This window comes from Croceibacterium selenioxidans, from assembly GCF_018599195.1.
GTDB lineage: Bacteria > Pseudomonadota > Alphaproteobacteria > Sphingomonadales > Sphingomonadaceae > Croceibacterium_A > Croceibacterium_A selenioxidans.
The window spans coordinates 1,201,082-1,219,018 of record NZ_JAHFVK010000001.1; the positions used below are offsets into that span (position 1 = coordinate 1,201,082).

At 63.2% G+C, this 17,937-nt stretch carries 14 protein-coding genes; 3 read left to right on the forward strand and 11 right to left on the reverse strand.

Features of this window, described 5'->3' with window-relative positions; genetic code table 11:
• The first annotated feature begins 89 nt into the window (after positions 1-89).
• Together gltX and KK137_RS05845 are read left to right on the forward strand one after the other, a co-directional pair.
• On the forward strand, positions 90-1,505 hold the full coding sequence (gltX, locus tag KK137_RS05840) for a glutamate--tRNA ligase (protein ID WP_214535227.1): 1,416 nt from the start codon (positions 90-92) through the stop codon (positions 1,503-1,505).
• Between the two features lie 28 nt (positions 1,506-1,533).
• Entirely contained in the window at positions 1,534-2,820 is a 1,287-nt protein-coding gene (locus KK137_RS05845; protein WP_250893598.1) for a citrate synthase, read from the forward strand.
• Between the two features lie 40 nt (positions 2,821-2,860).
• On the opposite strand, the gene KK137_RS05850 is transcribed toward KK137_RS05845, so the two are convergent.
• The 4 genes from KK137_RS05850 to KK137_RS05865 form a co-directional block, all read right to left on the reverse strand.
• A complete protein-coding gene (locus KK137_RS05850) occupies positions 2,861-4,204 on the reverse strand; it encodes a sensor histidine kinase (protein ID WP_338027985.1) in 1,344 nt (447 codons plus the stop codon).
• 58 nt (positions 4,205-4,262) lie between these two features.
• Positions 4,263-5,201 (reverse strand): hypothetical protein, encoded by a 939-nt coding sequence (locus KK137_RS05855; protein ID WP_214535230.1) that lies wholly within the window; start codon positions 5,199-5,201, stop codon positions 4,263-4,265.
• Between the two features lie 34 nt (positions 5,202-5,235).
• Positions 5,236-6,402, reverse strand: a complete 1,167-nt coding sequence (locus tag KK137_RS05860) for a hypothetical protein (RefSeq protein WP_214535231.1) — start codon at positions 6,400-6,402, stop codon at positions 5,236-5,238.
• Between the two features lie 69 nt (positions 6,403-6,471).
• Positions 6,472-6,783 (reverse strand): Hpt domain-containing protein, encoded by a 312-nt coding sequence (locus tag KK137_RS05865; protein ID WP_214535232.1) that lies wholly within the window; start codon positions 6,781-6,783, stop codon positions 6,472-6,474.
• 68 nt (positions 6,784-6,851) lie between these two features.
• On the opposite strand from KK137_RS05865, the gene KK137_RS05870 reads away from it, so the two are divergent.
• Positions 6,852-9,434: an ATPase gene (locus KK137_RS05870; RefSeq protein ID WP_214535233.1), complete on the forward strand. Its 2,583-nt coding sequence runs from the start codon at positions 6,852-6,854 to the stop codon at positions 9,432-9,434.
• 9 nt (positions 9,435-9,443) lie between these two features.
• Here the strand turns inward: KK137_RS05870 and KK137_RS05875 are convergent, their stop codons facing one another.
• The 7 genes from KK137_RS05875 to nuoL are packed head-to-tail and all read right to left on the reverse strand — an operon-like array spanning position 9,444 to position 17,935.
• Positions 9,444-9,743, reverse strand: coding sequence for a DUF1467 family protein (locus tag KK137_RS05875; protein WP_214535234.1), 300 nt, complete (start codon positions 9,741-9,743; stop codon positions 9,444-9,446).
• 4 nt (positions 9,744-9,747) lie between these two features.
• Complete coding sequence (locus tag KK137_RS05880) at positions 9,748-11,397, reverse strand: ribonuclease J (RefSeq protein ID WP_250893599.1); 1,650 nt, start codon at positions 11,395-11,397, stop codon at positions 9,748-9,750.
• Positions 11,394-12,173, reverse strand: a complete 780-nt coding sequence (locus KK137_RS05885; RefSeq protein ID WP_214535235.1) for a type III pantothenate kinase — start codon at positions 12,171-12,173, stop codon at positions 11,394-11,396. Before KK137_RS05885 ends, KK137_RS05880 begins: the two co-directional genes overlap by 4 nt.
• A gap of 3 nt (positions 12,174-12,176) precedes the next feature.
• Positions 12,177-12,911, reverse strand: a complete 735-nt coding sequence (locus KK137_RS05890; protein ID WP_250893600.1) for a biotin--[acetyl-CoA-carboxylase] ligase — start codon at positions 12,909-12,911, stop codon at positions 12,177-12,179.
• Positions 12,904-14,367, reverse strand: a complete 1,464-nt coding sequence (nuoN, locus tag KK137_RS05895) for an NADH-quinone oxidoreductase subunit NuoN (protein WP_214535237.1) — start codon at positions 14,365-14,367, stop codon at positions 12,904-12,906. The genes KK137_RS05890 and nuoN overlap by 8 nt, the downstream gene beginning before the upstream one ends.
• The gene (locus tag KK137_RS05900) at positions 14,367-15,905 is read right to left on the reverse strand and encodes an NADH-quinone oxidoreductase subunit M (protein ID WP_214535238.1); all 1,539 of its coding nucleotides are present in this window, start codon (positions 15,903-15,905) and stop codon (positions 14,367-14,369) included. The genes nuoN and KK137_RS05900 overlap by 1 nt, the downstream gene beginning before the upstream one ends.
• Positions 15,905-17,935, reverse strand: a complete 2,031-nt coding sequence (gene nuoL / locus KK137_RS05905; protein WP_214535239.1) for an NADH-quinone oxidoreductase subunit L — start codon at positions 17,933-17,935, stop codon at positions 15,905-15,907. The genes KK137_RS05900 and nuoL overlap by 1 nt, the downstream gene beginning before the upstream one ends.
• Positions 17,936-17,937 lie beyond the last annotated feature (2 nt).

The window sequence follows — 17,937 nt, forward strand, 5'->3', positions numbered from 1 at the left end:
CGCAGCATCTTCATGGCCGTTCTCTAACGGCACCCATGGCGATGGCTGTGGCGAACCCATTGATTTTATTGAAGAGGAAGCGGTGGATCATGGCAAGCGGTAGCGACAACGGGACGCAGCCGGAACGGCCGATCGTCACCCGCTTCGCGCCCTCGCCGACTGGATTCCTGCATATCGGCGGCGCGCGGACTGCCCTGTTCAACTGGCTCTATGCCCGACGTAACGGTGGCAAGTTCCTCCTGCGCATCGAAGACACCGACCGCGTTCGCTCAACCGAAGCCGCCATCGCCGCGATTCTCGACGGCATGCACTGGCTCGGCCTCGATTGGGACGGGCACGAATACTACCAATCTCAATTCTGGGCTCGCCACGCCGAAGTGGCGCACGAGCTGCTCGCGCGGGGTCACGCCTATCGCTGCTGGATGTCTCAAGAAGACCTGGCGGCGCAGCGCGAGCGGGCTCAGGCAGAGCGCCGCCCGTTCCGTATCGAAAGCCCTTGGCGTGATGCCGGCAAGAGCGAAGGTGAAGGCGCGTTCGTCGTCCGCCTGAAAGCTCCGCGAGAAGGCGAAACGGTTATTGAGGACCTCGTGCAGGGCCGCGTCGCGGTGCAGAACGCCGAGCTGGACGACTTCATTCTGCTACGTTCCGACGGCACACCGACCTACATGCTCGCCGTGGTGGTGGACGATCACGACATGGGCGTTACCCACGTGGTCCGGGGAGACGACCACCTCAACAACGCTTTCCGCCAGCTGGCGATAATCAAGGGCATGGGCTGGCCTGAGCCGATCTATTCCCATGTTCCGCTTATTCATGGCCAGGACGGCGCGAAATTATCCAAGCGCCACGGCGCACTTGGCGTCGATGCCTATCGCGACGAACTGGGCATCCTTCCCGAGGCCATGTTCAATTACCTGTTGCGGCTCGGGTGGGGCCACGGCGACCAGGAAGAATTCACGGTCGAGGAAGCGACGCAGGTGTTCGACCTCAGCGGCGTGGGCAAGGCGCCGTCCCGCTTCGACATCAAGAAGCTGCTCAGCCTCAACGGGCATTACATCCGCCATGCCGACGATCGGCGCCTGGCCGAAATCGTCGCGGCGAAAATCGGGCCGCAGGCCGATGTCGCATTGCTGACCGAAGCGATGCCGGTACTCAAGACCCGGGCGCGGGACATGAACGAGCTGGCCGACGGAGCCGGCTTCCTGTTCAAAAGCCTCCCGCTGACGATGAACGAGCAGGCGCAGGCCTTGCTGACCGACGAGGCGCGGGCGCTTTTGGCTCGGATTTCGGCGAGTCTCCGCGCTGAAGAAGGCTGGACAACAGAAGCTTTGGAAGCCAATCTCAAGGCTTACGCGGAGGCGCAGGGACTTGGCTTAGGCAAGCTCGCGCAACCGCTTCGCGCGGCGTTGACGGGGCAAACCACTTCGCCCGGAATTTTCGATGTGCTGGCCCTCCTCGGCAAAGAGGAAAGTCTCGCGCGGATCGACGCGCAGGCTGCCGGCTGACAGACAAGCGATCGCAAGGAGATTAGATTTGGCGGACACCCAGGCAAAGTTGGCGGTCGGGAACCAGGATTTCGATCTGCCGGTACTGAAGGGCACTACCGGTCCGGACGTGCTCGATATTCGCAAGCTTTACGGCCAGACCGGGATGTTCACCTATGACCCGGGCTTCACCTCGACTGCCAGCTGCGAAAGTTCGCTGACCTATATCGACGGCGAAGAGGGCATTCTGCTTCACCGCGGCTATCCGATCGGGCAACTCGCCGAGCATTCGAGCTTCATGGAAGTGTCCTACCTGATGCTCAACGGCGAACTGCCGAACAGCCAGGAACTCGATGAATTTTCCCGCACGATCACCCGTCACACCATGCTGCACGAGCAGCTGGCCACGTTCTACCGAGGGTTCCGGCGCGACGCCCACCCGATGGCGATCATGTGCGGCGTGGTTGGCGCTCTGAGCGCCTTCTACCACGACAGCACCGACATCTCGGATCCGCACCATCGCAAGGTCAGCTCGCACCGCCTGATCGCCAAGATGCCGACGATCGCGGCGATGGCGTACAAGTATTCGGTGGGGCAGCCGTTCCTCTACCCGGACAACTCGCTCAGCTACACCGCCAACTTCCTGCGCATGACTTTCGGCGTACCGGCAGAGCCCTATGAGGTGCATCCAGCGGTGGAACGCGCGATGGATCGGATCTTCATCCTTCACGCAGACCACGAACAGAATGCCTCGACCTCGACAGTGCGCCTGGCCGGTTCATCTGGCGCCAATCCGTTCGCCTGCATCGCGGCGGGCATCGCCTGTCTGTGGGGTCCGGCGCACGGCGGCGCGAACGAAGCGGCGCTCAACATGCTGCGCGAGATCGGGACGCCTGACCGCATCAAGCACTATATTGAGCGCGCCAAAGACAAGAACGACCCATTCCGCCTGATGGGCTTCGGCCACCGCGTCTACAAGAACTACGATCCCCGCGCGACGGTCATGCAAAAGACCGTGCGCGAGGTATTCGAAGCTTTGAAGGTCACCGATCCGGTGTTCGAAACGGCCCTTCAGCTCGAGGAAATCGCCCTCAACGACGACTATTTCCACGAGAAAAAGCTGTTCCCGAACGTCGACTTCTATTCGGGCATCATCCTATCGGCGATGGGCTTCCCGACGACGATGTTCACCGCGCTGTTCGCCCTCGCCCGCACCGTGGGCTGGGTAGCGCAGTGGAATGAGATGATTTCCGACCCGGGCCAGAAGATCGGCCGCCCGCGCCAGCTCTACACTGGCCCGACGGAGCGTGACTACATTCCCATCGAAAAGCGCTGAGCTCCCTAAGCCCTCTCCCCAATGGGAGAGGGCTTAGAGTTCAGTCGGCGGCTATCGGCGTGTCCGCGGGCAAATCGAGCACGAAGCGCGCCCCTTGTCCGGGCGCGCTTTCGACGCTCAGTTCCCCGCCCATCGCCCGAGCCAGCTTGCGTGAAATGTAGAGGCCAAGACCCGTCCCGCCATCGCCGCTGCGGCCAAGGCGTTCGAACTTATTGAACACCCGGGCCTGTTGAGCTTCCGCCAAACCTTCTCCCTGGTCTGCCACCACGATGCGCGCGATCTCGCCCTCGGTCTCGACCCGTAGCCATACCACCGAGCCTTCCGGTGAATAGCGGATCGCGTTGCCGATCAGATTCAGCAGAATCTGCAAGACTCGCCTGAACTCCCCGATCGCCGGTACCTTTTCGCCTTTCTGCGGCGCATCGATACGAATGCCGCGCTCGCGCGCGCGCATGCCGAGGATTCCGGCGGCTCTGCGAGCGAGATCGGAGAGATCGACATGATCCGGAGCGGTAGTGAACTGCTCGTCCTCCACCACCTCCAGATCGGTCAGGTCATCGATCAAGGCTAGCAGATGCTCTCCGGCCGAAGTTATGTCGGCCGCGTAGTTGCTGTATTCTTCGGCGAGCGGACCGGCGAGTTGCGAGCGAATGGTCTCGGCATTGGCGATGATACGGGCGATCGGCTGCCGCAGAACGGGCGCTATCTCTCCGCCCATCGCCGCACTGAAGGCGGGCGCAGGACCCTCGACGGCGGGCCCCTGGACCGAAGCGAAAGCTTCCTCATCCCGCTCTTCGGCTACGAAATAGAGTTCGAAACCGGTGCTTCCCGGCTCGGGTGCGCCGAGGGGAATCAGGTGCGCCTTCCAATGGCGCACCGAGCCCGGAATCCGCAGGCGGGCCCCGTCCAGCAAGCGCCAGTGAAGCGGTTGCTCGTGCGAATTGCCCTCGAGGTCCACAAATTCAGTCCAGGGTCGCCCTAGACCCTCGCGCATTTTTGCGACGACCGCGCCCAACTCGGGAGACTGGCTTTCGACCGACAGCAAGTCCTGCCGCGGCCCCAAGCGGGCGGAAAGTTCGGCTATCTGACGCGCGATGCCGTTCCGCCGCTGCGACGCCTCTCGGCCGTCGGAATCCTGCAGCGGAAGGATCTGCCAGTTCGACACGCCGATGACGCAGCCCTCCCCTTCGGGATCCGGCGAAATCTCCACCCAGGCTGTCACTTGCTCGTGGTCGTCCTGCGCGCGGATCGGCCGTGCAAGTCGCAAGCCATAGAGGCGCGACTTTCGTACCAGCTCCAGCAAGGCAGGCGTGGCGATGATGCCCGGAAGCTCTCCGCCACTGCGTAGCTGCAAGGTGGCCAAGGGTTCTTCTGCTTCGAGCAACCAGTCCCGCCCGTCGGTTCTTGCGCGAGCTACGAAAGACGATCGCCGTACCGTCATCTCAGAAAGCCGCGCTGGCCCTGGGTGCCGAAAGCAGAAGAGCAGCGATCTCGGCAGGCATGGTTTCTACGCCCGCCGGCATGGCCGCCTCAGGGTGCAATGACAGCAGCTGGATGCGAACTTCCCGAGCCCCGAGCCCCGCAACGCGCAAGGCGAGGCTAAGACGGGCAGGCTGCCTGTCGACCATGGAAACGACCGCCAGACTGCGATCCTGCTCCGAGCGATAGGCCAGAGCTGTGGCAAAGATCGCTACGCCGGCGTGGTCCACGTCCAGCGCTCGATCTGCCTGCTCCCCCAGCCCCACAAGGAGGCGCGTCAGCAGACTGAGGCGAGCGGCCCCTTCGTCGTAAGCTGCGCGGAGCTTTCGTTCACCGTCTCCAGCGACGTCGGGATCGACCCGACCCAACATGAGCGCCCGGTGAAACAGATCGCCGGGCAATTCTCCGATTGGCAGCTCCATCCGCCGATAGTGCTGCAGGAAGCGAGCTTGCGCGGCGAGCACGGCCATGGCCAGCGCCGCTTTCTCCGGGTTGCCGGAGGCCATAAGGTCCTGAATTAGCGCGGGAGTAACCGGATCCAGACCTATTCGGAACTGCAGGCGTTCGGCCAATTGGGCTTCGAGAACCAGAGTATGGATGTGCGCCAGGAACGCCGGGTCTTCCACGAGCGCCAAGGCCAGGGTGTCCTGCCGGGCAGCGTCATGCATGGGTTCAAGCGCCTCATCTTGCTCAGCCGCCAGGACCTGCCCGGCGACATCGAGCGACATTCCCCGGATTCGCGCGACGACTTCGTCACTGAAAAGATCTTGTCCCTCGATGTGCAGCAGATTCAACAACACCGATCGCGCCCGCACGAGCGTCGCATCGCCGCGCACGAGTTCGTCACGCAACGCGTGCTGGACCGAGTCATCGGCATGCCCTGCGATGGGAGCATCGTTCATGGGCTCGCCTTATCCGCATAGGGTTAAGCCCGCGTTATCCGTGCACTGCGCCCAAACGCGCGGTTTTCAGTGCAATCACCGTCAATCCCGCCACCATGATGGCCGCCTCGGCATAGCCAAACGCTGCGGCAATCGCGAAAACCCCCGCCAAGAGCGCGCGATCGCCCATCGCTTGGACAATTCCCGGCGTCCCCTCGGGAGGTCGCAAATAGAGCGACGCCAGAAGTACCACCGGGGGAAACAGGCGATGCAGCCAGCTCCCATCGATGGCGAGCACCGAACAGACCAGAAGGGCCGCGTCGACGAAGGCAGGAAGGAACAGGCTTGCCCGCCGCTGCGGAGGACGGAAGCGGCCGTCGAGCAGGGGCAGCAGTCCCAACGCCAACTGGATGACCAGCGCTCCGAGAACCACGAGTGCGAGCCCGGCCGATGAGAAGCCGAACCAGCTTGCGGCCGCGGCCCCGAAAAGAAGCGCCAAAGCGCCTGCGGAAAGGCTCGTAAACGACTGTTTTCGCGCCAGAAACCAGGGAGCCAGAGGGCGAAGTACCTTGCCAGCAAGGAGGGCCGACAAGCCTTGCGACACGCTGGCCTTAAGCCGCCGGTCCAACCAAGCCTGTCCTACCGTCTCGGTGTCACCGCCATCTCCCACCATCACCCAGGACCCATCGGTAAGTGCCTGATCTGAAAGCTTGGCATCTGGCACCCGTGCCTGAAGGGCCACTCGCAAGAGTGCCGAGGTCGCCTCGACGTCAGCGGGCAATTCGGCCAGTCGTTCGACCAATCCCCCCGGAACGACCGCGGCTCCTGCCCAGGCGCGTTCCAGATCGATCCGCTCGAACCCAGCCGGAACGCCGGAAGATGCGGGCAGAACAAGCACGACGTTGCTTTTGGCCAAGGCCGGCAACGCGGCCCGCTCGTCAGGCAACAGTCCAGGTGCGATGACCATCAGCTCATCGGCCGCTCGAATTGTGCCGAGCAGCCCATGACTGTTGCCGACCGCCAGAAACTGGGCGCCAGCGTCTTCCGCGGCGTGGCGAAGCGAGATCACGTCCGGCAGGCTGCCGAGCGCGATTATTCGCTCACAGCCGGCGGCAAGCGCAAACTCGAGCTGACGCTCGGCCACGGATTTGCCGGCAACATGCAAGGCAGAACCGCCCCGGTCGCGCGGCTGTCCGGTAATTGAAATCAGGGCAGCGCGCACCCTCCACCTCCCCGCTACAGGCCCTCCCGACCTACGCGGTCGCCACGAGCCTGCCAAGCGAGGAGAATATCAGCTAAAGCGTTCGGCGGCGAAGTGGTTGTATAGCGCGCTGAGCTTGCGAACGGCGGCCGGGTCGCCCGGTGCACCACTGAGCGCTTCCTCGGCAAGGTCCACCAGCTCCGACACATGGAAACTGGTGCCGAGCCCTTTGATCCGCATGGCGGCGACTTCCCAGTTCCCGTCGCAACGTGAACGGCCGAGCAAATCGATCTGCTGCCCAAGGCTTTCGAAGAACGCATTTCGCAGCTCCTCACGCAAGGCAAGGTCGTCGCCGGCGGCGGCCGCCAGGTTCGAGTCAAAATCTCCGGATGCGTAAGCCATCTGTCCTACATGGTGGAAGATAGTTAAGGCGGGGTTTATCACTTAGGGCACTGTGGTAGTTTACCAAAATGGCAAGCAGGAAGAACCTCGTGGCGTTCGGCCCGGAAACCCAACTCGAGAACGCGGCGGAAGCGGCACAAATCGCGCAGCCCGCGGAGGATCCTCCCGCCGACGATATTGCCGAGGCGTTTGACGAGCAGTGGGTTGAAGATGAACAGCCCCGGCATTTCGACCGCCTGGGCCGGCTACTCCCTGCCGTTGCCGGCCTTGCCGTCGTGGGCTGGACCGCCTTCTTTGGTTGGGTTCATCGCGAGGCGCTGCTGACCGGCGCGAGCCCGGCGCAGTGGGCCGACTGGATCGTCGATTGGTCGGTTCCGGTGTTGCTTGTCATCGGGGTTTGGCTCCTGGCCATGCGCAACAGCCGGCGTGAGGCCGTTCGCTTTGGCCAAGCCGCGCAGGCCTTGTCGCAGGAATCTGCGTTGCTCGAACGCCGCCTCGTCACCGTCAATCGGGAACTCAGCCTGGCGCGTGATTTCATCGCCGCCCAGTCGCGGGATCTCGAGTCCCTTGGCCGCGTGGCAAGTGATCGCCTGTCCCAGAATGCCGACCGGCTTCAAACGCTGATCCAGGACAATGGCGCGCAGGTCGAAGCGATCGGCCGGGTGAGCACTACGGCGTTGGAGAATATGGACCGTCTGCGCGACGATCTGCCGGTCATCTCCAACTCCGCCCGAGACGTTGCCAGCCAGATCGGCCATGCCGGTGGGGTAGCGAAGGAACAACTCGACGAGCTGGTCGCCGGCTTCAACCGTCTGAACGAATTCGGTGAGGCGAGCAGCCGCCAGGTCTCGAACTTGCGCGGGAAGGTGGACGAAGCGCTGCAGGCCTTTACGGCCCAGGCGGCCCAGCTCGACGAGATTGCGACGAACCGCTTCGCCATCCTGGCCGAGCGCAGCGCAGCCTTCCGCGGCGAGCTGGACAGCCGCGAGGTCGAAGCATTCGCCGCGATCCGCCGTCGTGCCGATACTCTACGCGATGAGCTGCAAGCCCGTCGCGACGACTACGACTTGGCGGAAGACGCGACCCTGACCGCCTTGCGCGAACGGATGAACTTGTTGCGAGACGAAGGCGCTCGTGTCGCGGAATCCTTGCGCAATGGCGAAGCTGAGGCCGCCTCCGCCTGGTCGAACGCCGTGTCCGAACTCGAGCAACGCATGATCGAGGCGATCCAGCGCGTGCGCGAGGTCGATACCAAGGCGATGGAAAATGCCCAGAGCCGCCTCGCGGCACTCAGCGAGGAGGCCGAGCGGATCGATGCCACGATCGTGGATCGAGTTCAGGCTTTCCAACAGCATCTCGAACAACGTCACGCCGAAGCATCGGCGCGCGAGGCGGCGGCTCTGGCATCGATGCAGGAACGCCTGGCAGCTTTCGACATGCAGATCTCAGAGCGGCAGGAAGAACACCTTGCCCATGTCGCGGGACTGGCAGAGCGTGGCGACGCGCTGGCAGAGCGCCTCGCGGGTCTGAGTGCCGAAATGGAGCGGCTCGAACGCCAAGGCCGCTTTACCCAAGATGGCTTGAGCGAGGCCGCCGCCGGATTGGTGGAACGACTGGTCGAAAGCCAGAGCCTGATCGCGAGCAGCGGGAAGGAGCTGATCCGCCTGACCGACGACAGTGTTCGCTTGCTCGAATTGATCCGTTCGAGTGCCGAACATAGTGGCGAAAAACTCCCACAGTCGCTCGGCGAGGCCGAACGGCGACTGCAGGCGTTCGAGAAGCAGGCTACGGCGCTGACGACACTGATCAACGAAGCCGGTGACAAGGGTGCCGCGCTGGTGGACCACGTGGCGACTGCCCAGGAACAGGGGTCGGCCACCCTGGTTCAGTTGTCGACCCTCGAATCTCGCCTGTCCGACCTCGCTGGAGCAACCGAAAGCCTCGCCGACCACGCGCGGGAAGAACTGGTGGCGGCGATCGCTGCGCTGGAGCAAGCGACGGGCGGTGTGATTGCCAACCTGCAAGGTCAGCACTCCGAGGCCATTCGCGCTCTGGCTGAGCGCATTGGCAGCGAAAGTAGCGCGGCCATCGACGAGGCCCTGCGCGCCCACGCGTCAGAGGCGATCGAAGAGCTGCAAGCCGCGGCCAGGCAAGCAAGCGAATCCGGTCGGGCCACGACGGTTCAGCTTCGCGATCAGCTCGCGGCCGTCAACGAACTCGCCGGCAATCTCGAGCGCCGGGTCGCTCATGCCCGTCAGCGTGCCGAAGAGCAGATCGATAACGACTTCGCCCGACGCATGGCGCTGATCACCGAGAGCCTGAATTCGAGCGCAATCGACATAACCAAGTCGCTCGACACCGATGTCACCGATACGGCCTGGGCGAGCTATCTGCGCGGCGACCGCGGGATCTTTACCCGCCGCGCGGTCCGCCTGCTCAATACTCAGGAAGTCCGCGCCATCGCGGACATCTATCAGGAAGACGGGGACTTCCGCGAAACGGTCAATCGCTACATCCACGACTTCGAAGCCATGTTGCGCAACGTGCTCTCTACGCGCGACGGACACGCCATGGCGGTCACCCTGCTGTCATCAGACATGGGCAAGCTCTACGTGGCCTTGGCCCAGGCGATCGAACGCTTGAGGACCTGACGGCCGGCTTTATTCGGTGGGTCGCTGCTCTTCCGGGTAGCCGACCCAGTCTCCGAAGAAGTCCAGGTCCGTGGGCTCGATCCAGCCATAGACGTAGTTGGCGACATAGAGACCGCACAAGGCCGCCGCGAGGACGGTCGCCCGCAGCGCCAGCTTGCCGGGGCGGAAGTTGGCCGGCGCGCTGTCAGCTTGCCCAGGGATTTTTTCGGCCCCGATTTCGTCATGGGTCCTTATCCCGAACGGAAGCAGGAGAAAGGCGCTCATGACCCAAAACAGCGCGTAGATTGCGACGACAGACGTCCAGTTCATCGATTCACTCCGACGGCAGCAGGACTTTGGTCTGCGGTTTCTTGCCCGACCAGCGCTGGGCTGCGCGTCTCGCCGCGAGGCGGGCGGCCTCCGAGATCGCTTCAGGATCGCGGGCGGCGGCACCCTTCAGCCGCTTGAGCGCCTCGGCCACATCGGCCTCAGCTTCGGCGACGAACTCTGCGTAGTCCTCATCCAGCGGCAAACCGAGGCCATGGACCTGCGCCCCGCCCTTCCGGTCGAGAGCCACGATGACAAGACCGTCGCGCGCCAGGCGTCGGCGGGTGGTGATCGCCTCCCCGTCTGCCGGAACGATTATTTCGCCGTCGAGTACGAGCCGGCCCGTGTGCACCGACGCAAGCTTGCCCGGTCTTCCCGGAGCCAGGCGGACGATGTCCCCGTTCTTCTGAAACACCGTATCAGGAATTCCGCTGGCACTGCCGAGGCGCGCCTGTTCGTGCATGTGACGGATCTCGCCATGGACCGGCACCAGAATTTTCGGCTTAAGCCAACCGTATAGCGCCTCCAGCTCGGGACGACCCGGGTGGCCGGAGACATGGATCATGCTCTGGCGATCTGAAACCATCTGGATGCCCCGTTCGGCAAGCTGGTTCTGGACCTTGCCGATAGCGAGCTCGTTGCCCGGGATCTGCCGGCTCGAGAACAGCACCACGTCCCCTTCGGTCAGGCTGATCGGGTGGCTGTCATCGGCAATTCGGGCGAGTGCAGCTCTCGGCTCTCCCTGCCCTCCGGTGGCGATGATAAGCACCTTGCCGCGCGGCAGGTCCATCGCCGCGTCGAAGTCTATGGGTTCCGGCAGGTCGCCCAGATAGCCATTGGCTTGCGAGACTTCGATCATCCGGTCGAGCGATCGCCCGGCCACGCACAATTGGCGTCCCGTCTCGCGCGCGACCCGTCCTAGCGTCTGCAATCGCGCGACGTTGGAGGCGAACGTCGTGACCAGCACTCGCTTGCCCGCGTGACGTTGAACCTCTTCCAACAGCCCGCGATAAACTGCGCCTTCGGAACCTGATGGTAATGGATTGAAGACGTTGGTGGAATCGCACACCATTGCCAGGATGCCCTCGTCGCCGAGCGCTGTCAGTTCCTCTTCCGTGGCGGGCTGCCCGATCAGGGGTTCCTCATCGAGCTTCCAGTCCCCCGTGTGGAACACGCGCCCGAACGGCGTCTCGATCAGCAAGGCATTTCCCTCGGCAATCGAGTGGGCGAGCGGGATATACGTGATCTGAAAGGGCCCGAGATTGATCGATCCGTGGTCTTCCTCGACCACGATTAGCTCCACTTCGTCCGTAATGCCCGCCTCATCGAGCTTGCGGCGCACCAACTCGGCGGTGAACGGCGTTGCGTAAAGCGGAACGCCGAGATCGGCGGCGAAATAGGGTACCGCCCCGATATGGTCTTCGTGAGCGTGGGTCAGGACGATGCCCAACAGATCCTCGGTCCGTTCCTCGATGAACTCGGGATCGGCGAAGATCAGCTCGGTCCCCGGATACTCGGCCGCGCCGAAGCTCATGCCGAGGTCGACCATCAGCCACTTACCGCGACAGCCATAAAGATTGACGTTCATGCCGATCTCGCCCGACCCGCCCAGGGCAAGGAACAGCAGTTCGTCTTCAGGTGCAAAATTCTTCTTCAACGCAATGTGGCCCTTTCGGCGAGAATGGCCATGCCCTTGAGTGTCAGGTCGGGGTCAACGGCTTCAAAAATCTGAGTGTGCTCATCGAACAGAAGCGCCAGGCCCCCGGTGGCGATCACTTTGGTGGGACGGCCGATCTCCGCCTTGAGGCGCGCGATCAACCCTTCCATCAGCGCGACGTAACCCCAGAAGACTCCGATCAACATCTGGTCCTCGGTGTTGCGCCCGATGACGGACTCGCCGCGCGGCGCTTCCATGGCGATCCGGGGCAGCTTGGCGGTGTTGTTCACCAAGGCATCGAGCGAAAGATTGATGCCGGGGGCGATGATCCCGCCCTTGTAGGTACCATTGAAATCGATGACGTCGAAGGTCGTCGCGGTACCGAAGTCGATCACCAGAAGGTCACCTTGCCAGCCCGCGTGGGCAGCTATGGCATTGACCGCTCGGTCCGCCCCGAGCGTCCGTGGATCGTCTACATCGATCTGGAAATCCCACGCGGCCCGGCCTTCGCCCGCGATCAGCGGTTCGAGGCCAAAGTACTTTTCGCCCAAGACCTCCAGGTTGTGCCGCGCCCGAGGCACCACGGTGGACACGATCATCTGCGTGATCGCGCTCCGGTCGATCCCTTCGATGGCCATAAGCTGAAGCAGCCACACCGCGTATTCGTCGCCCGTCCGGCGGGGATCCGTCGCGATCCGCCAGCGCGTGCGTATGTCTCGCCCCTCGAACAAAGCGAAAACTACATTGGTATTACCGACATCGACCGCGAGCAGCATCGCTCAGCCTCCCTCGATCGTCACATCACCGGCATGAACCACACGGACAGCGCCGTCGGCAAGCCGCAAGCGAAGTGCCCCGTCGGGTTCAAGGCCGGCGAATTCCCCGGTCTCCCGAACACCCTCGGCGTTATGGACGGCCAACGACGACCCGAGCGGATGGGCCGCGGCCAGCCAGCGCTTCAACAGCGGTTCGGTTCCATACTGGCGCCAGCGGTCGAGCTCACGGTCGAACGAAGCAGCGAGATCGCGGGCAAAGGCATCCCTGTCGGGCGCGGGTCCCCGTTCGGCCAAATGACCCGTCTTGCGATCACCCAGTTGCGGGGAGGCCGTTAGGTTCACGCCGATCCCGACCACGGCGACGTTGCCAGACCTCTCGAGTAGAATGCCCGCGATCTTGGCGCCTCCGAGGAGCAAGTCATTGGGCCACTTGAGCTGCAATGCCTGCGGGGTCGCCAGATGGGTGAGGACCGCTTCGTAGGTTGCCAGAGCGGCCGCGAACGACAGGGTCGGGGCTGGCGGGTCCTGAGGGTAGATGTGAACCGTGGTCGACCCCATGAAGTTGCCCGGACCATCCAGCCAGCTTCGCCCCTGCCGACCTCTTCCCGCAATCTGCCGTTCCGCTACCAGCCACATGCCTTCCTCGACAGGCTCCAGGGCCGCGAGGCGCTGGAGGAGGTCGGCGCTGGTCGAGCCCGTCTGTTCGATGAGCTCGATGCGGATAGGTTTGTCAGGCAAGGAGGAACAGCGCCGCGGCGGCGCCATCGGCCAACTTGCCAAGCCAGGCCGTCAAAAGGTAGCCCAGAGGCGATACCACGATCGCGCTGATCGCCAGCAGTGCCCAGTGGGCCCAGTCGCTCTTGCCACGGATCGTGTCGGCCGGTTCGTCGAAGAACATGATCTTGACGATCTTGATGTAGTAGAACGCACCGATCACCGAGGCCGCAATGCCGATGGCCGCCAGGGCAACTAGGTTTGCCTGGACTGCGGCCTGGAACACCACGAACTTGCCCCAGAAACCGAACAGCGGCGGAATGCCCGCTAGGCTGAACATCAACATTGCAAGACACCAGGCGAGCGCTGGACGGGTCCGCGAAAGGCCAGCCAAGTCCGCAATCCCTTCGATCGGCGTACCGTCTTCGGCGCGCATCATCAGGACCGCGACGAAGCTGCCCACCGTCATGGCGACGTAGATCGCAAGGTAGACGAGCAAGGCGCTGACGCCCTTCGGCGTAGCGCAAGCCAAGCCGATGAGGATGAAGCCGACATTGTTGATCGAGGAATAGGCGAGCAGGCGCTTGATGTTGGACTGACCAATAGCGCCCAGAGCACCGACCACGATCGAGGCTAGCGCGGCGAAGATGACCACCTGCCGCCAGGCGTCGGCCTGTGAGCCGAAAGCTTCGATAGCCACACGGGTCGCAAGCGCGACGGCTGCAACCTTCGGGGCGCTCGCAAAAAAGGCGGTCACTGGCGTCGGGGCGCCCTCGTAGACGTCCGGCGTCCACATGTGGAACGGAACGGCGCTGATCTTGAACGCGAGGCCCGCGAAGACAAACACCAGGCCGAACAGCGTACCGCCATTAAGGCCATCGCCGACGGCGGCCCGAATGCCTTCGAAGCTGGTCGTGCCGGTGAAGCCGTATGTCAGGCTCATGCCGAACAGCAGGATACCGCTGGCAAGCGCACCAAGCACAAAATATTTCAGACCGGCCTCAGACGATCGGCTGTCGTTGCGCAGGAATGCGGCGAGCACATAGGCCGAGAGCGAGTTCATCTCGAGCCCGATGTAGAGCGTCAGCAAGTCGCCCGCCGAAACCATCAGGCTCATGCCGACGGTCGCGAACAGGATGAGTACCGGATACTCGGCTTTCATCTGCCCGGTCCGGCCGAAGAACGCCGGCGCAACGACCAACGCGGCGCCGCTCGCGGCATAGATCATGAGCTTGGCGAAACCGGCGAAAGCATCCGCCCGGAACTGCCCGAAGAACGCCACGGTATCGGGGCCCGAAGCCCCGGCGCAAACCGTCCGAGCCACGAGGAAGAAGCACGCGCCCAACGCCACGCAACCGGCAACGCTGATTGCGCTCGATGCCTTGTCACCGGCCCACGCCGCCACCAACAGCAGCACGAGGCCCGTGAGCGACAGGATCAGCTCGGGAAGGATCAATCCAAGAGAGGCCACGAAGTCCATCAGTGCGCCCCCTCGTGCGCGGCAGGTTCAGCTGCGGCCTTGGCCGGAGCGGTCTTGTTTATGGTCAGGCGAGCGTCGCCTTCGGGCGCAGCGCGTGCCAGGCGAGCATCGAGTGCCTGGATGTCGGCTCGCATCGGAGCCAGGAAGCTCTCGGGATAGACGCCCATCCACAGCACCGCTGCGGCGATCGGTCCCAACATCAGCCATTCGCGCCACGACAGGTCCGGCATGGCCGCCGCATCGGCGTTTTTCTGCTCTCCGAAAGCGATGCGCCTGTAGAGATAGAGCATATAGGCCGCACCGAGGATGATGCCTGTTGTGCAGACGAACGCCACCCAGCTCGACACCTGGTAGATCCCGGCAAGGCTCAGGAACTCGCCGACGAAGCCGCTGGTGCCCGGCAGGCCGATGCTGGCCATCGTGAACAGCATGAAGAACAGCGCGTACTTCGGCATGTTGATCGCGAGGCCGCCGTAACGGTCGATCTCGCGAGTGTGCAGACGATCGTAAATAACGCCCACGCAGAGGAACAGCGCGCCCGAGACGAGGCCGTGGCTCAGCATCACGATCATCGAGCCTTCAAGGCCCTGCACGTTGAAGGAGAACAGGCCCACGGTCACGATAGCCATGTGCGCGACGGACGAATAGGCGATGAGCTTCTTCATGTCGTGCTGGACCAGTGCGATCAGGCTGGTGACGACGACGGCGATCATCGACAGCGCGAAGATCACCCACATCAACTGCGAGCTGGCTTCCGGGAACATCGGCAGGCTGAAACGGATGAAACCGTAGCCGCCCATCTTCAACAGAACGCCTGCCAGGATCACCGACCCGGCGGTCGGCGCCTGCACGTGGGCGTCGGGCAACCAGGTGTGGACGGGCCACATCGGCATCTTCACCGCGAAGCTGGCAAAGAAAGCCAGCCAGAGCCAGGTCTGCGCCTTCACCGGGAAGTCGTAGGCCATCAGCGTCGGAATGTCGGTGGTGCCCGCCTCGTTCACCATCCACAGCATCGCGATCAGCATCAGCACCGAGCCGAGCAGCGTGTAGAGGAAGAACTTGTAGGCCGCGTAAATCCGGTTCTGACCGCCCCAGATGCCGATGATCAGGTACATCGGGATCAGGCCGGCTTCGAAGAAGATATAGAACAGGTACAGGTCCTGCGCCGCGAACACGCCGATCATCAGCGTTTCCATGAACAGGAAGGCGGCCATGTATTCGCCGACCCGCTTGTCGATCGAAGCGCTCGCCAGGATGCAGATCGGCATCAAAAAGACGCTCAGAACGATTAGCATCAAGGCAATGCCGTCGATGCCCAGCGCCCAGCTGAAGCCAGCGAAGATCGGCGCCCGCTCGGTGAACTGCCACTGCGGACCGCCGATATCGAAATTGACCCAGAGCGCGATGCCGAGCGCCAGGTTAATCAGCGTCGCGGCCAGCGCGATCGCACGCGCAGCCTTGTCGCCAGAGAACAGGCACGCAGCCGCCCCAACCATCGGGACGAGCAACATCAGCGAAAGAATCGGAAGGCCCTCCATCAGACGAGCACCCAGCTGATCGCGGCGACAAGGCCGAGCAGCATGACCAGCGCATACGTGGTCAGGTTGCCGGATTGGGCCAGGCGAGCACCCACGGCACCCTTTTCCACCGCCCAGGCCGCACCATCGGGGCCGAAGCGATCGATCAGCCCTTCGTCACCGCGCTTCCAGAACTGGCGGCCGAGCCAAAAGGCCGGGCGCACGAACAGGAAGTTGTAGAGCTCGTCGAAATACCACTTGTTGTACAGGAACCGGTAGACCGGGCCCAGCTGTTCGGCGGTCTTGCCGGGGAGCGAGCTCTGGCGGCCATAGGCCAGCCAGGCGAGCCCAAGACCGATCAGCATCACCACCGTAGCCGTGAGCTTCACCCAGGTCGGGACCTCATGCATCGCATGCATGATGTGTTCGTTCCAGGCGATTGCACCGTTCCAAAATTCGGGATCTTCCAGGAACGCGTGGTGGAACACGTATCCCGCGAAAATCGCGCCGATCGACAGCAGCACCAGCGGCACGAGCATCGACCACGGGCTTTCGTGCGGATGGTAGCCCGCCGTTCCTTCGTGCGGATGGACGTTGGCATGGGTGGTGTCACCGTGCTCTTCGTCCGGGCTCTCATGCTGTCCATGCACGGCGTGCTGGATATGCTCGCTGTCGGCCCAGCGCGCTTTGCCCCAGAACGTCAGGAACATCAGGCGCCAGGAATAGAAGCTCGTCAGGAGCGCAGCGAAGGCACCTAGCCAGAAAGCTGTGCGACCAAACTCGCTACCACTGGCGAACGCCGCCTCGATGATGGCGTCCTTCGAATAGAACCCCGCGAAGCCGAAGACGCCCGCAATGCCCACACCGGTGATAGCCAGCGTACCCGCCAACATCGCCCAGAAGGTGATCGGGATGTGCTTACGGAGATCGCCGTAATACCGCATATCCTGTTCGTGGTGCATGGCATGGATCACCGAACCCGCTCCAAGGAACAGAAGGGCCTTGAAGAAAGCGTGCGTGAACAGGTGGAACATCGCCGCGCCGTAGGCGCCGACGCCCGCTGCGAAGAACATGTAGCCGAGCTGCGAACAGGTCGAATAGGCGATCACGCGCTTGATATCCCACTGAGTCGTACCGACCGTGGCCGCAAACAAGCAGGTCGCCGCGCCGATGAAGGTCACGAAGCTCAGCGCCACCGGCGCGGCCTCGAACATCGGCGACAGGCGGCAGACCATGAACACACCCGCCGTGACCATGGTTGCGGCGTGGATCAACGCGGAAACCGGGGTCGGGCCCTCCATCGCGTCCGGCAACCAGGTATGCAGGCCGAGCTGGGCCGACTTGCCCATCGCCCCGACGAACAGCAGCAGGCACAGGATCGTCATCGTGTCGAGCCGCATGCCGAGGAAAGTGATGTGCGAGACACCCTTCATCGCCGGGGCGGCTGCTAGGATTTCTGGGATCGATGTCGTCTGGAAAACCAGGAATGTCCCAAAGATGCCGAGCATGAACCCCAGGTCGCCCACGCGGTTGACCACGAAGGCCTTGATCGCCGCGGCGTTGGCGCTCGGCTTCTTGAACCAGAAACCGATCAACAGGTAGCTGGCAAGGCCGACGCCTTCCCAACCGAAGAACATCTGCACCAGGTTGTCCGCCGTCACGAGCATCAGCATCGCGAAAGTGAACAGGCTGAGATAGGCGAAGAAGCGCGGCTGATCCGTGTCCTCGGCCATGTAACCCCAGGAATAGAGGTGCACGAGCGCGGAGACGCTGGTGATCACCACCAGCATCACCGCAGTCAGAGCATCTACGCGCAGCGCCCAGTCGAAAGTCAGCGCGCCCGAGGCGACCCACTTCATCACCGGGACCACGGTCGCTTCGGCACCGTGGCCGAGGTAGCTGATGAAGATCGGCCAGCTGAGCGCCGCGGAAACGAACAAGGCGCCCGTCGTGATCGACTTGGCAACTACATTGCCGAGCATGCGATTGCCGAGACCGGCAACAATCGCGGCCAGCAGCGGCAGGAATACGATAACCAGAATGGGGTGCACGT